Source organism: Xanthomonas populi (assembly GCF_002940065.1).
Lineage (GTDB): Bacteria > Pseudomonadota > Gammaproteobacteria > Xanthomonadales > Xanthomonadaceae > Xanthomonas > Xanthomonas populi.
In genome coordinates, this window is sequence record NZ_MDEJ01000010.1 from 40,034 (window position 1) to 55,179 (window position 15,146).

Consider the following 15,146-nt stretch of genomic DNA (forward strand, 5'->3'; position numbering starts at 1 on the left):
GGGGGCAGGATATGGATCCGGATGAAAAAAAGCCATGGATGCAGTCACCTTCTGACGAAGATGCGGTTTGGCGACGGCGTATCCGATTGAGGGGAGATGTGCGCAGAGTACCGTCAGCGGTGATGCTGGCGCCGTGGCGCCGGTGCCATAGACCGATTCAAAACCGTCCTGGCTTCCCTGCAGATTCGCGACTGCACCCTAGAAACTAATCGCACTGCCGCATGACGGCGAGTGATGTGCACCTGCAGCATCTCCCATTAACCCTTCTCCCCCTCCAGACGCATGCTTTCCGACACCGGCAGTTCGATCGTGCAGCGCACGCCATCCGGGTCCAGCGCATAGGTGGTTTCGGCTTGCAGTTGATACGGCAGCGCGCGCTCGATCAATTCGCTGCCGTACCCGGAGCCATGTGGCGCTTGGCCGGGCGCTGGCATGTTCACGCCGGTTTCGCTCCATTCGATCCGTAGCCGCGTGCCGTTACTGGTGCGCAGCAAGCGCCAACGTACCTGCAACTGGCCGCCGGGTTGTGAGAGCGCACCGTACTTATTCGCATTGGTCGCCAGCTCATGCAGCGCCAGCGCAAAGGTCTGCACGGTGCTGGAGCGCAGACGCACGCCGCTGGGGCCATCCAGCACCACCTGCTCGCCCTGGCCGTGCGCATCGATCGCGCCCATTGCCGAAAGTTCGACATGGATCAACTCATCGAACAGGATGCGATCGCCCTCGTTCAAGCGCGACAGCAATCCCTGCACGCGTGCCAGTGCATCCAGACGGTCGTTGTAGATCAGCGCCAGCTCGGCGATGGTCTTGCTGCTGCGCTGCGTGCGGTTGAAGACCACGCGCACCACGCCCATCAGGTTGCGCGTGCGGTGCTGCAGTTCGGCCAGCAACACCTGCTGGCGATCTTCCCATTGCCGCCTCCGGGTCACATCCTGGCCGATCGTGAGATAGCCCAGCGGCTCGACACCGCCATCACGCAGTGGCCGGATTGCACCTTCGATGAAGACGCGGCGGCCGTCCTTGCATTGATGCCAGCGAACGTTGGGGGCAAAGCCGGTGTGGTGCGCCTGTTCGATCTCGCGCTGCGGCACGCCGGCAAGGCGATCTTCTGCAACGAAGTTCATGGCGATATGTTGGCCCACCGCTTCTTCGGCGGTCCAGCCGAACACCGCTGCCGCACCGGGTGGCCAGGTCTGGATATGCCCGCTGGTGTCGGTGGTAAAGATCGCGTAGTCCAGCGCATTTTCCAGAATCAACCGGTAGCGCTCTTCGCTTTCGATCAGCGCGCCCTGTGCGCGTGCGCGCTCCAATGCCGCCCAGGTGCGCTCTGCGGTTTCTTCGGCCAGGCGGATTTCGGCAGCCGTCCAATCGCGTGCAGTGCGCTGATTGACCACGAAGGTGGCGACCAGCTGGCCGCCATTGATCAGCGGCACCACGATCAGCGCACCGATGTCGTTGCCGAGATAGGCCACGCGCTGGCCGTCGTCGGGCAACGCTGCGTCGATGGCGGTGTCGCGTACCACCCATGTCTGCGCGTCGATCAGCCAGGGCATCGGCCAATCGCTCAGTGCCAAGCGCCGCGCCTGACTGGTTTCGCCAGGTTGATGCCAATCGCGCTCGACCACGTACTGCTGCGTTCTGCCATCCACTTCGACGAAATACGCGCGGCCAGCGTTCACGTGCTCGCCCAGCACGCGTGCGGCTTTGCCCTGTATCGCCGCCGGGTCGCTCAGCGGCCGCAGCGCATCGGACAGCTTCAGCAACAATGCATTGCGATCCTGCACCTCGCGTAATGCTGCTTCGGCCAGCTTGCGGTCGGTGATGTCGAGCACGAACTCGAAGCCGGTTCCATCCGGCAGCCGCTTGGCGGCGAACAATGCCCAGCGGAGCGAGCCGTCCTTGCGCAGATATTCGCGCTCATACGGCGTGGTGCTGCCCTTGGCTTTCAACTCTTGAAAGGCCTGCGCGGTCAAGCCATGCGATGTTGCCGGGGTCAGGTTCTGCCAGGTCAGCGCGCCGGCTTCCACATCCGCACGGCTGTAACCGCTCATCTTCAAGAACGCATCGTTGGCATCGGTCAGGCGGCCATCCATATCAAAATACGTCGCCCCCACGGTTTCGATCGTCAGTGCGGTGCGGAAGCGCTCTTCACTGGCACGCAGCTGCTCTTGCGCACGTTTGCTGTCGGAGATATCGCGAAAATACGCCGACATGCCGCCATCGCTGGTGGGAGACAGACTGATGTCGACCCAATGGCCCAGCACCGGCGACGCCACATCCAGGCGAACCATCTGCCGCGTCTGTACGGCCTGCAGGTGCGCCGTGTGCGTTGCAGACCAGATCAACGCGGCGAACTCGTCCCCGATCACCTTGCCCGGTAATTGTGCAGGCGAGCGCGCCCACAGCGCCTCGGCCTTACGATTGATATAGGTAAAGCGCCACTGCGCATCGAGGCCATAGAACGCGTCGGAAATGCTTTCCAGAATGTCGCGGTTATGCTCGGCAAGCACGCCCAGTCCGGCCTGCACGTGGCGTTGTCCGGTCACGTCCTGCACCACGGTCAATCCACCGGTCACCTTGCTGCCATCGCGTAACGCAAAGGCGGTGACGCGTAGCCAACGTTCGGTGGTTCCATCCAGGTGGCGGAAATCGACCGGCGCTGCCGTGTCTTCGCCGCGCAACGCACGCACACCGGGAAACTGTTGCGGCGTCACCGGGTTGCCTTGCTGGTCGATTCCCTTCCATTGGTCTCCATACACGCTATCGAGCGAGGGACTGAGACCGGTCAATTGGTCGCTCAGCTGCGGGTTCTTGTAAGTGAAACGGCCTTGCGTATCGAACAGACCGACGCCAATCGGCACCTGGTCGAGCACCAGCGCCAGCCGTGTCTCGCTGTCGCGCAGGCGTTGTTCGGCCTGCTTGCGTGCGGTGATGTCGGCGGCGGTGCCGAACCACTCGCAGATGTTTCCCTGCGCATCCAGCGCCGGCAGGCCTTTGGTGGCGATCCACGCCACGCTGCCGTCCGCACGTCGTACCCGATGCTCGAAAATGATCGGTGTCTTTGTGTGGATGCCGGCGTCGATCTTCTGCCGCACCAATGCCTGATCGCCATCGGGAATGTAGTCCATCAGCCAGGCGCGACTCGGATTGACCGTATCGGCCAGAAAGCCTTTACCGGTCAGCGCGCGCATCTCACCCCAATCCGGGCTCATCCGGTAATGCACTTCGGAGCTTGCCAGCGACAACGCCACCAGCCGCGATTCGCTGGTCCGCAGCACCGCTTGAGCACGATTGCGCTCGACATAATCGGCGGCGGTCCATGCAAGCAATTCGAGCAACCTGAGTTCATGCTCCGCCAGCCGATACGGCACGGTGAATTGCGTACTGAGCAAACCCAGCAACACGCCGGCACGATTGAACATCGGTGTGAACTGCGCGGTACGAATACCACTACACAACGCAGACGCGTAGTCCGGCGTGCCCTTGCGTGGCGTAAACGCCTCGATGTCTTCGATCACCAGCTGTCGGCGCTCGCGGCGCACGGTATCGCAAATAGCCTGAAAACCGTCTTTCAAGAACTGCTGCACGAACGGTCGGCACTCGTCATGCCCACGATACACACCCAGTTCGATGTCGTTGCTGTGCTCGTCGACCAGTTGCACGCAACCGCACTCGGTGCGCGCAAACGTGCAGGCAAGCGCGGCGATTTCCTGCAATGCCACCCGCATATCGAGCTGCGCTGCAAGACTGACCTGTAGCGTATGCAACGTGCGCATGCCGGCCAGCTCTTCCAGCAAGCTCGCATCGTCTTTCAAACGTTCCACGTTGTCTCTATCTTCGTCAGGCGCACGCTTCATCGTGACTGGTTTCTCCCTGCGCGCATCATTGATCTTTCGCCAAGGGTGAAGCCACACAATGCGCAATCACGAGCGAAGAGACCGTAGTAGCGTACTCGACATCTGCAGTATTTTTTGACGGGTGAGGCTCCGTTTCAGAGACGGAGCCGACGCGACTGCAACGTGGTGTCCACTCCGCTTGCAGTGATACCTGACCAAACACCGGCCATTTTTGCTGTACGGCAACGCCCGCTTGCAGCAAGGCAGCTGCGGTGCGTGCGCGATAAGACCTGTGCGAACGGTTTTTGTTGGCACCCACTTTCGCATCTATATGAGTATGCGAAAGCCCATCAGAGGCCGGCGGCGAACGCGTATCGCGCGTCTTATTAATTACCTACAGGGCACTCTTTAAGTTGCATCGCACTGCTACTTCCAGCAGGCAGCTAAGAAACCACTACCTGCTTGATCAATCGATATCAGCCGTGACGCGGCGGCGGCTTGAATCCCTCCGCTTCCAGGCATTGCAACAACGACGGCGGCAGCGGCACATCCGGCACCGGCAGCGCGATGCCTTGCGCCGTGGCGCAGGCCTGTAGTGCTGCGTCGAATTCGGGGTCATGCGGTGGTGGCGGGCCGTGCGGGCCGTGCGGTTCGCCCGATTCGTCCCAGCTGTCTGGTCCACCGCGCCCCGGCCCGCCAGGCGGATGCGGCGGGAGCACAACCCCCTTGTTTGCCAGGCAGCCATCGAAGGCTGCGCGATCCAGTGGTCGATCGGGTATGTGCTCCTGCCGCGCGGCGGCTGGCGGTGATGGCAAGCGTGCGCCCTGCTCCTGCGCGCAGGCGTGCATTGCGGCCAGCTCGGCTGCACTCGGCCGCGGCGGGCCATGATGGCCGTGCGCAGGCGGCGGTGGGGGTGGCGGGGGTGGTGGCATCGGTGGCGCGCCAGCAGAAGCGCCGCAGAGGCTGGCGCAGCCTCCCAGGCTCAGCGCAGCAAGCAGCGCAGTGGTGACGGCAAAGGTGGGGCGTGTCTGGACCATCGTCGATCTCCCTGGATGGATGGCGCACGTGTGCGCAGTGCACGCACGTGGCCGTGCGGGCGACGCCCGCGTTTCGTCCAGCAAAGCTTTGCATCTGCATGTGCCGCGCATGTGTCGCCCGCGTGTCGTCATACGCCAAGCGCGGGCAGGCGCTGGCAGGCGCTGATCGCGCCGCTACAAGCGAGCCAGGCGTGACGCGTCAGTTCTTGACGACGGCAGGTGCCACACTGACGGCAGCGTTTTCAACGGCGTTTTCAGGCAGCGATGCCATCACCGCAGCGCGAAAGCGCGCAGCGAACGCGGCATCGTTGGCCTGGTAGAAGGCACGCGCATTGGCCGATAGCTGATCCAGCTGCGCCTGCGGCAATGCCAACGCGGTTTCCACCGCATGCGCGATTCCCGCCGCATCGACAGAGTAATACGAAGCCAGACGCTGCTGACGCACCTGCGCCACCGGGATCAGCACACCGTGCTCGGGCCTGACCAATTCGTTCATCGGCTCGCCGTCGGTCGCCAATGTCACCGCGCCTACGCTCAGCGCTTCCATCAGGTAATGGCCGAAGCCTTCGGCCTCGGACGGGCAGAGATGGAACAGATGCGCGTTCTGCAGCCGGCGCAGGCCGGCATCGTCGATATAGCGGACCCGGTGATCGATATTCGCTGCGACCACCGGCTTGCCGGCGGTGCGCGGGCTCTGCACTACCGTCAGCAGCGGCCACTTCGGATGGCGCTGCCAGGTCTCCAGCAGCACGCGGGTACCCTTGGCGGTGCTGCGCCCGGCCAGATGGAAGAATGCGCGATGACGCGCCACCTGTGGGTCGTGACGATCCTGGCTGGTGAATCCGATGAAACGCGTGGTGCAGCCGAGAGTGCGAAAGATCCGTTCGGCGTGATGGGTCTTGCATAGCACCGCGTCGAACTGAGGCAGATGCGGCAACCACTTGGTCAGCATCCACTCCGGATTGGGGACCAGCAGGTTGGCCTGGCCCAGCGGCAGGCAACGCGCATACACGCGCTCGGAAAAGATCTGCACCGGCACCCGCCCGAACAGCGCGCGGCTGGCCCACAGACGGGTTTCGCGCAGGGTGTCGTACACCCGCTGGCTGGTGAATCCCACTTCCTGCACCGGCACACCACCGGCACGCAGGGTCTGCGCCATCAATACCATGTCGCGGGTCAGGCCCACGCCGTTGTCGCGGCTGATCACCCGCGTCATCGGAAACGCCTTGTCATGCGCGCACTTGCCCTTGCAGCCGCACAGTGCCGATGGTATGGATTCCTTGGCGATGTCTCGTTCTGTCATGTCGCGTCACACGTGTGCCAATGGATGACAAATTCAATCATTATGCTGCCTGCTCCAGCCTTGCAACTGCGAGCACCATGTATCCGGCAGCCACCACCCCACGCGGCCAAATCTTCGCGCCACCGACGATGACCTCCATGGACATGCAACAACCCTGCGTTCTTGTGGTCGACGACGACCCTGACCTGCGCAAACTGATCGGCGAGTTCCTGAGCACCCACGGCTACCAGGTGGACGTTGCCGAAAATGTGGCGGAGATGCGCAAGAGCATCGCGCAGCGCCGCCCGGACCTCATCGTACTCGACGTGATGATGCCCGGAGAAGACGGGTTGAGCGCTGCACGGGCCCTGGCCAGCGAGCGCGGTTCACCTGCGGTCATCATGCTCAGCGCGCTGGGCAACGACACCGACCGCATCATCGGCCTGGAAGTGGGCGCCGACGATTACCTGGCAAAACCCTGCAACCCGCGCGAATTGCTGGCCCGGGTACGCGCGCTGCTGCGCCGCAGCCAGGCCAGCAACGAGCAGGCCGACCACCGCGGCAACGTCTACGAGTTCGCCGGCTGGCGGCTGGATGTGGTGCGCCGCGACCTGCGCGACCCCACCGGCATCTTCATCAACCTCTCCGATGGCGAATTCGCACTGCTGCGCACCTTCGTCGAGCACCCGCAGCGGGTGCTGAGCCGCGACCAGTTGCTGGACTACGCGCGCGGCCGCGAGACCGAGGTCTACGATCGCGCCATCGACAGCCAGATCAGCCGCCTGCGCCGCAAGATCAACGAGCGCGTGCATACCGAGTTGATTCGCACCGTGCGTAACGAAGGCTACATGCTGCTGCCGGGCGTCTCGCGTCTGTGAGCAAACCGGCACGTCGCGGGCTGTCGATCTTTGCCCGCACCTTCGTGTTGCTGGCGGTGGCCCTGCTCACCGCCCAGGCGGTCGGCATCGCCCTGCTGGTGATGCGCACGCCGGTCTACGAGCCGCCGGTGCACCTGCCGGAGGTGGTGGCGCTGCTGTCCACGCGCATGCCGGCCGGCACTCAGACCTTGAAGTTGCGCGAGTCCGCCCAGGCGCCGGTATCGCCGACAGGCCAGGTGCGCGATACGTTCGCCGAAATGCTGCTGGCCCATTGGCTGGATGTCCCCGAGCCGCGCGTGCGCTTCTACCGCAGCGCCGACGATCGCCCGGGCCCGCGCATCGGCATACCCCGGCCACCGCGCATGCCGGGCCAGCCGCAGGCGTCAGAGGCCCATGACGGCAGTGGCAGCCCGGACGGCAATCGCCGCGATGCCTTGCAACGATCGCCGCCAGCGCCAGGGGATTGGCCGCGCGATCGCCATCCTGGCGCCTCGCCGTTCGGCAACGGACTGCGCCCGGACGACGCGCCCAGCGCCTGGGAAAGCGAGCGTCTGACCCCCGGCGTGCCATTGCTGGATGGCTTCACCGCCGCGCTGCAGCAGCCCGATGGCCGCTGGCGTACGGTCGAATCGCCGCCGCGACGCCTCTCGGCCGAGTTCAAGACCCACGTGGTGCTGCTGTTTATGGCCGGCCTGCTGGCCAACGTGCCGCTGGCGTGGTGGTTCTCGCGCGCGCTGTCGGCGCCGATCAAGCGCTTTGCCGAAGCTGCCGACCGGCTGGGCCGCAACCCGGATGCCCCCGCACTGCAGCGCAGCGGCCCGCCGGAGATCGTGCGCGCGGCCGACTCATTCAACGCGATGCAGGCACGCCTGAACCGACTGATCAACGAGCGCACCCACATGGTGGCAGCGATCGCGCACGACCTGCGCACCCCGCTGGCGCGCCTGTCGTTCCGCCTGGATGGCCTGCAGCCGCCACTACGCGACAAGGCACTGGCCGACATCGACGAGATGAAGGCGATGATCTCCGCCGCATTGGATTTCATCCAGAACGATCGCCATCGCGGCGAACGCGCGCCGCTGGATCTGCGCCTGTTGGTGGAAAGCGTGGTCGACAACGCCACCGACATCGGCGCCGATGCCCAGCTGCTGCCTGGGCCGGAGATCACCCTGGATGGCGACCCGTTGGGCCCTGCGCCGCGCAGTGATGAATCTGCTGGGAAACGCACTGAAATACGGCAAGCGTGCGCGCCTGCAACTGCAGCGCGACGACGACGGCGGCGTGCTGTGGATCGACGACGACGGTCCGGGCATCGACCCCACCCAGCACGAACAATTGCTGCTGCCGTTCGTGCGTGGCGAGTCCTCGCGCAACCGCGATACCGGCGGGATCGGGCTGGGCCTGTCGGTGGCGCACAGCATCGTGCTGGCGCATGGCGGAGACCTGCGTCTGGACAACCGTGCCGGCGGCGGCCTGCGCGTGACGGTGCGCCTGCCCTGCATGCCGGAACGGCGCTAACGCTGGGTAGCACCTGGGTTTAGCGTGTACACACCGCAAGCGGCGCGCCGCATCGGCAACGCCGTGCAACGGCGCAAGCAACGCTCGCTCAATACGCAAACTCGCGGAACACACGATCGATGTCGCCGTTCCATGCGCCGCGATACAGCGCCAGCTTGCGCTCGGCTGCGGTCACGCCGCTCTCGGCGATCTCGGCGATCACATCCACAAAGCCGGTTTCGTCCTGACCGTCGGCATTCAAGCGCGCACGCCGGCGCAGGCCTTCGCGCGCGATCTTGACCGCTTCCGCCGCAAGATCGCGCACCATGCCATTGCGGAACGGCAGGCCAAGCGCATGCTTGGGTACGCCATCGCGCAGCGCGTGACGCTCGGTGGTGCTGAAATCCTTGACCAGATCCCAGGCGGCATCCAGCGCGGTGTCGTCGTACAGCAGCCCCACCCAGAACGCCGACAGCGCGCACAGGCGATCCCACGGGCCGGCATCGGCGCCGCGCATTTCCAGATACTTTTTCAAGCGCACTTCCGGGAACGCGGTGGTCATGTGGTCCGACCAATCGCGCAGCGTCGGCAATGCACCCGGCAATGCCGGCAACTTGCACTGCATGAAATCGCGGAAGCTCTGCCCACTGGCATCGACATAAACGCCATCGCGGTAGAAGAAATACATCGGCACGTCGAGCAGGTAATCGACATAACGCTCGTAGCTGAAGCCAGCGTCGAACACGAAATCCAGCATGCCGGTGCGGTCGGCGTCGGTGTCGGTCCAGATGTGCGAGCGATAGCTAAGGTAACCGTTCGGCTTGCCTTCGGTGAACGGCGAATCGGCGAACAAGGCGGTGGCGATCGGCTGCAGCGCCAGCGAGACGCGGAACTTCTTCACCATGTCCGCTTCGGTGGCGTAATCCAGATTGACCTGCACCGTGCAGGTGCGCGTCATCATGTCCAGGCCGAGCGAGCCGACCTTGGGCATGTAGTTCTTCATGATCTGGTAGCGGCCCTTGGGCATCCACGGCATCTGATCGCGGCGCCATTTCGGCTGGAAACCCATACCGAGAAAGCCAAGCTGCAACTCGCTGGCCACCTGCGCCACTTCGTCCAGATGGGTGCCGGTTTCCACGCAGGTGTGGTGCAGGGTGCCCACCGCCGCGCCGGAGAGTTCCAGCTGGCCGGCCGGCTCCAGCGTCACCGATGCGCCGTCGCGCAGCAGCGCGATGGTGTGGCCGTTTTCCTGCACCGGCTCCCAGCCGAAGCGGGTCAGGCCGGTCAGCAAGGCCTGAATGCCGCGCTCACCTTCAAAGGTGGGCGCGCGCAGGTCGTCGAGCTGGAAGCCGAACTTTTCGTGCTCGGTCCCGATCCGCCAGTCTTCGCTGTGCTTCTCGCCGGAGGCCAGCACCTGGACCAACTCCGCGCGTTCGGTGATCGGCGTTTCGGCAACGTGGCTGGGACTCGACAAGGGCAGGCTCGCAGACGTGATGAAGGGGGAACGATGTGGGGATACTCCCCTGCCACCGCAAGCCCCGCACTATAACCGCCCGGCAGGGAAGGATTGGCGACACCGACAGGGCATGACATTTCCACCGGTGGGCGACCGGTCGTGGATCGCGGCCGCTACGGGATCAACGTGTTCCTGGCCCCGGCATGTGCAGCGCAGCGCTGCCTGAGGTGTTGCGCGGCAGCACTGCCTGTGCGCACTGCACCAACGCCCGCGAGCAGTCATAGATCAGCGCAACCGCAAACCGCAAACCGCAAACGGCGCACCGAGGTTCGCCATCGTCAGGCCGCCTCGGGCATCGCCGCGAGGAAAGTGCGGCGACGACCGCATCACTCGGCCGCAGGCGGCGCGCCATCAAGGCCCAGCCAGCCGCCGACGATACCGCGCAGTTCGTCCACGCCCTGACGCGATTCGCCGGAGTAGGTCTGCACGGTCACGCTGTCGCCGAAGCGGGCGGAGACTTCTTTGTTGACCTTCTGCAGGGTCTGCATTTGCTGGCCACGGCCGAGCTTGTCGGCCTTGGTCAACAACCCGTGCGCGGGCAGGCCGCGTTCGGCGGCATAGCCGAGCATCTGCAGGTCGTAATCCCTGAGCGGGTGGCGGATGTCCATCACTACCACCAGCCCGCGCAGTGCCTCGCGGGTGCGGAAATAGCGGTCGATGAAGGCCTGCCAATGCGCCTGAAGGTCCTGCGGCACCTTGGCGTAGCCGTAACCGGGCAGATCCACCAGGCAGCGCTCGGGCTGGATCTGGAAGAACACCAGTTGCTGGGTGCGACCTGGGGTCTTGGACACCCGCGCAAGCGCGTTCTGGCGGGTCAGCGCATTGAGCGCGCTGGATTTTCCGGCGTTTGAGCGGCCGGCGAAGGCGACCTCGTAGCCGCCATCGTCCGGCAATTGCCGGGCGTTATGGGCGGACAGGTGGTAGCGGGCTTGTTCGATAAGGAGCGACATCTCCCTAGGATCGCACGTTCGGGGTCTGGCGGTTTTGCTGCACTGTTCGTTGACCCTGGCGCAAAGGCGTGTCGATAATCGAAGTACGCCTGCCACAGCCAGCATCAAACGCGCGCAGGCCGGGTCCATACGGAGCTTTAGCTGATGCGCCATGCTCGTGTGCTTGTCCTCGCCGTGCCGGTTATTGCCGCTGTGGCATTTGCGCAATCGGCGGTCACGCCGATTCCCGATCCCCCACCTGTGCGCGTTGCGCCGCTGGAGGTCGACCTGTCCAAGACCACCTGGGGCAATGCCAAGGCCGGCCAGACCAAGGCCGCCGCCTGCGCTGCCTGCCATGGGCCGGACGGCAATCCGGCTGTCGCCATGTACCCGCGCATCGCCGGCCAGACCGAGCGCTACGTGGCGCATCAAGTGGCCTTGATCGCCAGTGGCGAGCGCAATAGCGGCATGTCGGCGGTGATGGTGCCGTTCGTCAAGGACCTCACCGCGCAGGACATGCGCGACCTGGGCGCCTACTTCGCCACCCAGAAGTCCGCCGCCGGGGTAGCCGACGATGCGGTGGTCAACGAGGGGCCGTATCAGGGCCTGAAGTTCTACGAGGTCGGCGAAAAACTCTACCGCAGCGGCGATGTCGCGCGCGGCGTGCCGGCCTGCATGGCCTGCCATGGCCCGTCCGGCAGCGGCAATCCGGGCCCGGCGTATCCGCGCCTGGGCGGCCAGCATGCCGAGTACGTGGCGCGGCGCCTGAAGGAATACCAGGCCGGCACCACCCAGGAGCGCAACCCAGCGCTGTTCAATATCATGGCGCAGGTGGCGCACCCACTGACCGAGCGGGAGATCCAGGCGCTGGCCAGCTATCTGCAGGGCCTGCACGACCGCGCCGACGATGCCGCCGCCGCGCAGACACCCGCCGGGACGCCCGCACGCTCATGAGTTGAACGCCGCAACTGCCACACCGCGTCACGACGCCGGTCCCGCGACCGGCGTCGTCGTTTCCCGTACTGCCCCATCCCCACGGAGCCCGCATGAATCTACTTTCCCGTCTGTCCCTACTGTTGTTGATCCTGCTGCCGCTGGTAGCCTGCGCTGCCGAAAAGACCGCGCCGCCGGTTGAAGGCGACGATTACATGGTGATCGACGGTGGCCAGCCGTACGCGCCACTGGCTGGCAAGGTCGAAGTGACCGAAGTGTTCGGCTACACCTGCCCGCACTGCGCGCATTTCGAACCGGTGCTGGAAGCCTGGGCGGCCAAGCAGCCGGCGTATGTGCGCTTCACCCCGGTGCCGGCGGCCTTCGGCGGTTTCTGGGATGCATTCGCGCGCGCCTACTTCGCCGCCGACATCCTGGGCGTGGCCAAACGCAGCCATCGCGCCATGTTCGATGCGATCCACGAAAAGCAGAGCATGCCCTCCCAGAACGTGGCTCCGGAAGAGCTGGCGGCGTTCTATGCCGACTACGGCGTGCCGCAGCAGCGCTTCATCGAGACCTACAAAAGCCAGGCGGTGGACGCCAAGCTCGATGCCGCGCGCGAATTCGCCAAGCGCAGCAAGCTCCCCGGCACCCCGGCGATCATCATCAACGGGCGCTATCTGATCGGCGCGCGCAATTACTCGGACATGCTGCGCGTGGCCGACTATCTGATCGCCCGCGAACACACAGGCCCTGCCAAGCGCTGAACCGCGTAACCGCCACCGACTGCCGCGCGTGGCATCATGCGCGCCGCGGCCGTCCCGCTCTTATTCTTGCCCCACGCTGGAGATCCAATCCGATGAAGACCCGCTTCGCCCTGACGCTGATGGCGCTGCTGCCGATCCTGGTCGCCTGCAAGGCCCAGGACGGTTCGTCCGACACCGCACCCGCCGCTGCCACGCCGGCCGCTGACACCGCGACTGCGCCGGCTGCTGCCACTCCGGCCACCGACCCCGCCGCACCGCCGGCCGTTGGCGAAAGCGCCACCACGCCGCCCGTCGCCGCACCCAGCGCCGCCCCGCGCGCCCCGAACGGCCCCGAGCCGGTTGCCGGCACCGACTATCTGGATATCGAAGGGGGCCAGCCGTACCAGCAGGCCGCCGGCAAGATCGAAGTGGCCGAAGTGTTCGGCTATGTCTGCCCCGCCTGCAACGCATTCCAGGCGCTGATCGGGCCGTGGAAGGCCGGTTTGCCCTCAGACGTGCATTTCGTCTACGTGCCGGCGATGTTCGGTGGCCCGTGGGACGATTACGGCCGTGCTTTCTACGCCGCCGAGACCCTGAAGGTGCAGGAAAAGACCCACGAAGCGCTGTACAAGGCCATCCACGTCGAGCAGACCCTCAAGGGCGAGCGCGGCAAGGATTCGGTGCAGGACATTGCGGGGTTCTACGCCAAGTACGGTGTAGATTCGAAGACCTTCATCGACACCATGAGCAGCTTCGGCGTGTCGGCCAAGACCAACCGAGCCAAGCAATTCACTACCCGCAGCAAGCTCACCGGCACCCCATCGTTGATCGTCAATGGCAAGTACCTGGTCAAGGGCCAGAGCTTTCCGGACATGCTGCGTATTGCCGATCACCTGATCGCGCGCGAACGCGCGACGCTGGCCAAGTGACCCAAGCGACCGCAACGCCGTGAACCCATCGGATTCGCGCACCCTGCGGGTGCTGACCGCTAATATCCAGGCCGGCTCCAGCACCCGCCGTTACAGCGATTACGTCACGCGCAGCTGGTCGCACGCGCTGCCGCTGGGCAGCAAGCGCATTAGCCTGGACAGCATCGCCAAACTGGCCGGCGAACGCGACATCGTGGGCTTGCAGGAGGCCGACCCGGGAAGCCTGCGCTCGGGTTTCACCAACCAGACCCACTACCTGGCCGAGCGCGCCGGCTTCGATTACTGGAGCCACCAACCCAACCGCCGCATGGGCGGGGTGGCCTCCAGCGCGAATGGTCTGCTCAGCAAGCTGCAACCGCTGGAGGTACAGGACCACGCCCTGCCCGGCCGGATCGGCGGGCGCGGTATTCTGCTGGCCAAGTTCGGTGAGGGGCGCGAGGGGTTGGCAGTGGCCGTGGCGCATCTGTCGCTGGGCGCCAATTCGCGCATGGCGCAATTAGCCTTCATCGCCGAATTGTTGTCCGAGCATCCCAACGCGATGTTGATGGGCGATTTCAACTGCATGGCCGACCGGCCGGAGATGCAGGCCTTGTATCGCCATACGCGATTGCAGCCGCCGAGCTGCGAAGTGCATACCTTCCCGAGCTGGCGTCCTGATCGCGCGATCGACCACATTCTGGTCAGCGACAGCCTGATAATCGAGCGCACCGAAGCGATTCCCGCAGCATTTTCAGATCATCTAGCGGTTGGCATGGATATCCGCGTGCCAACGCAGTTACTGCGTTAAAAACCGCGAAAAGTCGCTACGGGTGCGTATTGGCGAACTCGACCGCCCCCCACCCCCCCCTCGACACCGCCTGTGCGATAACGCAGGCGGTTTTTGGTTGGGAGCGCAGGACCTGATACGCCTCATATGAGTGCGCCGGGGCAGTCTCAAGAGTCAAGTGCAACACCTGGATCAAGTCGCCTTCCCAGTGGCCTGTGGACCAAACGCTGCTGCACCTGTTCGGGGCGGTGCACAATCCGCAGCTCCTCCGGCACCCAGCTGCGTTTGGCAGCTGTTGTGCGCCGTCATCCGCGTGTTGGTGTGTGCTGGCGCAGGGCCTGGACCAACTCCTTCTTCAAACCCCAAGCGGATGGGCGTCGATGCTCGCGTACATGGTCTCGTGGCTGGCGCGTTGGGTAGGATCATCCGGATGCATGCGCGAGAGCTTGGCAGCCATCTGCTGGGGCGACCAGCGCCACAGCACCAGATGATCGCGCACCACCTGGAACAGCTCCGTCTCCGGGGTCAGCCGCCGCCGGATGCTGTGCTGACGCCGTGCCCGGTAACGTCTCCCCGCACTGCGCGCGCAAGAGGCCGTGCTGTGCTGCCTGGCCAACGCCCGACGCACTGTCGACGGGCTTCTCCCCAACACCCTGGAGATCGCGCGCAAGCTTTGACCTCGCCGCACCTCGCTCTGGAGCATCGCGCGCGCTTCTGCGCTTAGGGGCACCTCGAACAACCAAGTCGTAGCCGTGGTGACACGCACTGGATGATGACCATACCTTCAAAAAATCAGCGAT

The 15,146-nt window shown here is 64.9% G+C and carries 10 protein-coding genes and 2 pseudogenes; 6 read left to right on the plus strand and 6 right to left on the minus strand.

The window, feature by feature from the left end; all coding sequences use genetic code 11:
- Positions 1-257 precede the first annotated feature (257 nt).
- From XpopCFBP1817_RS02970 to XpopCFBP1817_RS02980, 3 genes are all read right to left on the minus strand, one after another.
- A complete protein-coding gene (locus XpopCFBP1817_RS02970; protein ID WP_244171044.1) occupies positions 258-3,824 on the minus strand; it encodes a PAS domain-containing sensor histidine kinase in 3,567 nt (1,188 codons plus the stop codon).
- 488 nt (positions 3,825-4,312) lie between these two features.
- Complete coding sequence (locus XpopCFBP1817_RS02975; protein ID WP_425479049.1) at positions 4,313-4,684, minus strand: hypothetical protein; 372 nt, start codon at positions 4,682-4,684, stop codon at positions 4,313-4,315.
- A gap of 388 nt (positions 4,685-5,072) precedes the next feature.
- Complete coding sequence (locus XpopCFBP1817_RS02980) at positions 5,073-6,176, minus strand: glycosyltransferase (protein WP_128415920.1); 1,104 nt, start codon at positions 6,174-6,176, stop codon at positions 5,073-5,075.
- A 137-nt stretch (positions 6,177-6,313) separates the two neighbouring features.
- On the opposite strand from XpopCFBP1817_RS02980, the gene XpopCFBP1817_RS02985 reads away from it, so the two are divergent.
- Complete coding sequence (locus XpopCFBP1817_RS02985) at positions 6,314-7,033, plus strand: response regulator (protein WP_128415921.1); 720 nt, start codon at positions 6,314-6,316, stop codon at positions 7,031-7,033.
- A pseudogene (locus XpopCFBP1817_RS02990) lies at positions 7,030-8,551 on the plus strand (ATP-binding protein). Before XpopCFBP1817_RS02985 ends, XpopCFBP1817_RS02990 begins: the two are co-directional and overlap by 4 nt.
- Before the next feature lie 88 nt (positions 8,552-8,639).
- Here the strand turns inward: XpopCFBP1817_RS02990 and XpopCFBP1817_RS02995 are convergent.
- A complete protein-coding gene (locus XpopCFBP1817_RS02995; RefSeq protein ID WP_128415922.1) occupies positions 8,640-10,004 on the minus strand; it encodes a glutamate--cysteine ligase in 1,365 nt (454 codons plus the stop codon).
- A gap of 368 nt (positions 10,005-10,372) precedes the next feature.
- Positions 10,373-10,996, minus strand: a complete 624-nt coding sequence (gene yihA, locus XpopCFBP1817_RS03000; protein ID WP_128415923.1) for a ribosome biogenesis GTP-binding protein YihA/YsxC — start codon at positions 10,994-10,996, stop codon at positions 10,373-10,375.
- Between the two features lie 144 nt (positions 10,997-11,140).
- Here yihA and XpopCFBP1817_RS03005 point away from each other — a divergent pair, with 144 nt between their 5' ends.
- From XpopCFBP1817_RS03005 to XpopCFBP1817_RS03020, 4 genes are all read left to right on the plus strand, one after another.
- Positions 11,141-11,929, plus strand: coding sequence for a c-type cytochrome (locus XpopCFBP1817_RS03005; RefSeq protein ID WP_167393803.1), 789 nt, complete (start codon positions 11,141-11,143; stop codon positions 11,927-11,929).
- Between the two features lie 92 nt (positions 11,930-12,021).
- A complete protein-coding gene (locus XpopCFBP1817_RS03010; protein WP_128415924.1) occupies positions 12,022-12,672 on the plus strand; it encodes a thiol:disulfide interchange protein DsbA/DsbL in 651 nt (216 codons plus the stop codon).
- Between the two features lie 92 nt (positions 12,673-12,764).
- Positions 12,765-13,580, plus strand: a complete 816-nt coding sequence (locus XpopCFBP1817_RS03015; RefSeq protein ID WP_128415925.1) for a thiol:disulfide interchange protein DsbA/DsbL — start codon at positions 12,765-12,767, stop codon at positions 13,578-13,580.
- 49 nt (positions 13,581-13,629) lie between these two features.
- Positions 13,630-14,367 (plus strand): endonuclease/exonuclease/phosphatase family protein, encoded by a 738-nt coding sequence (locus XpopCFBP1817_RS03020; protein WP_128415930.1) that lies wholly within the window; start codon positions 13,630-13,632, stop codon positions 14,365-14,367.
- Between the two features lie 166 nt (positions 14,368-14,533).
- Here the strand turns inward: XpopCFBP1817_RS03020 and XpopCFBP1817_RS03025 are convergent.
- A pseudogene (locus tag XpopCFBP1817_RS03025) lies at positions 14,534-15,049 on the minus strand (IS30 family transposase); the annotation flags it as partial.
- Positions 15,050-15,146 lie beyond the last annotated feature (97 nt).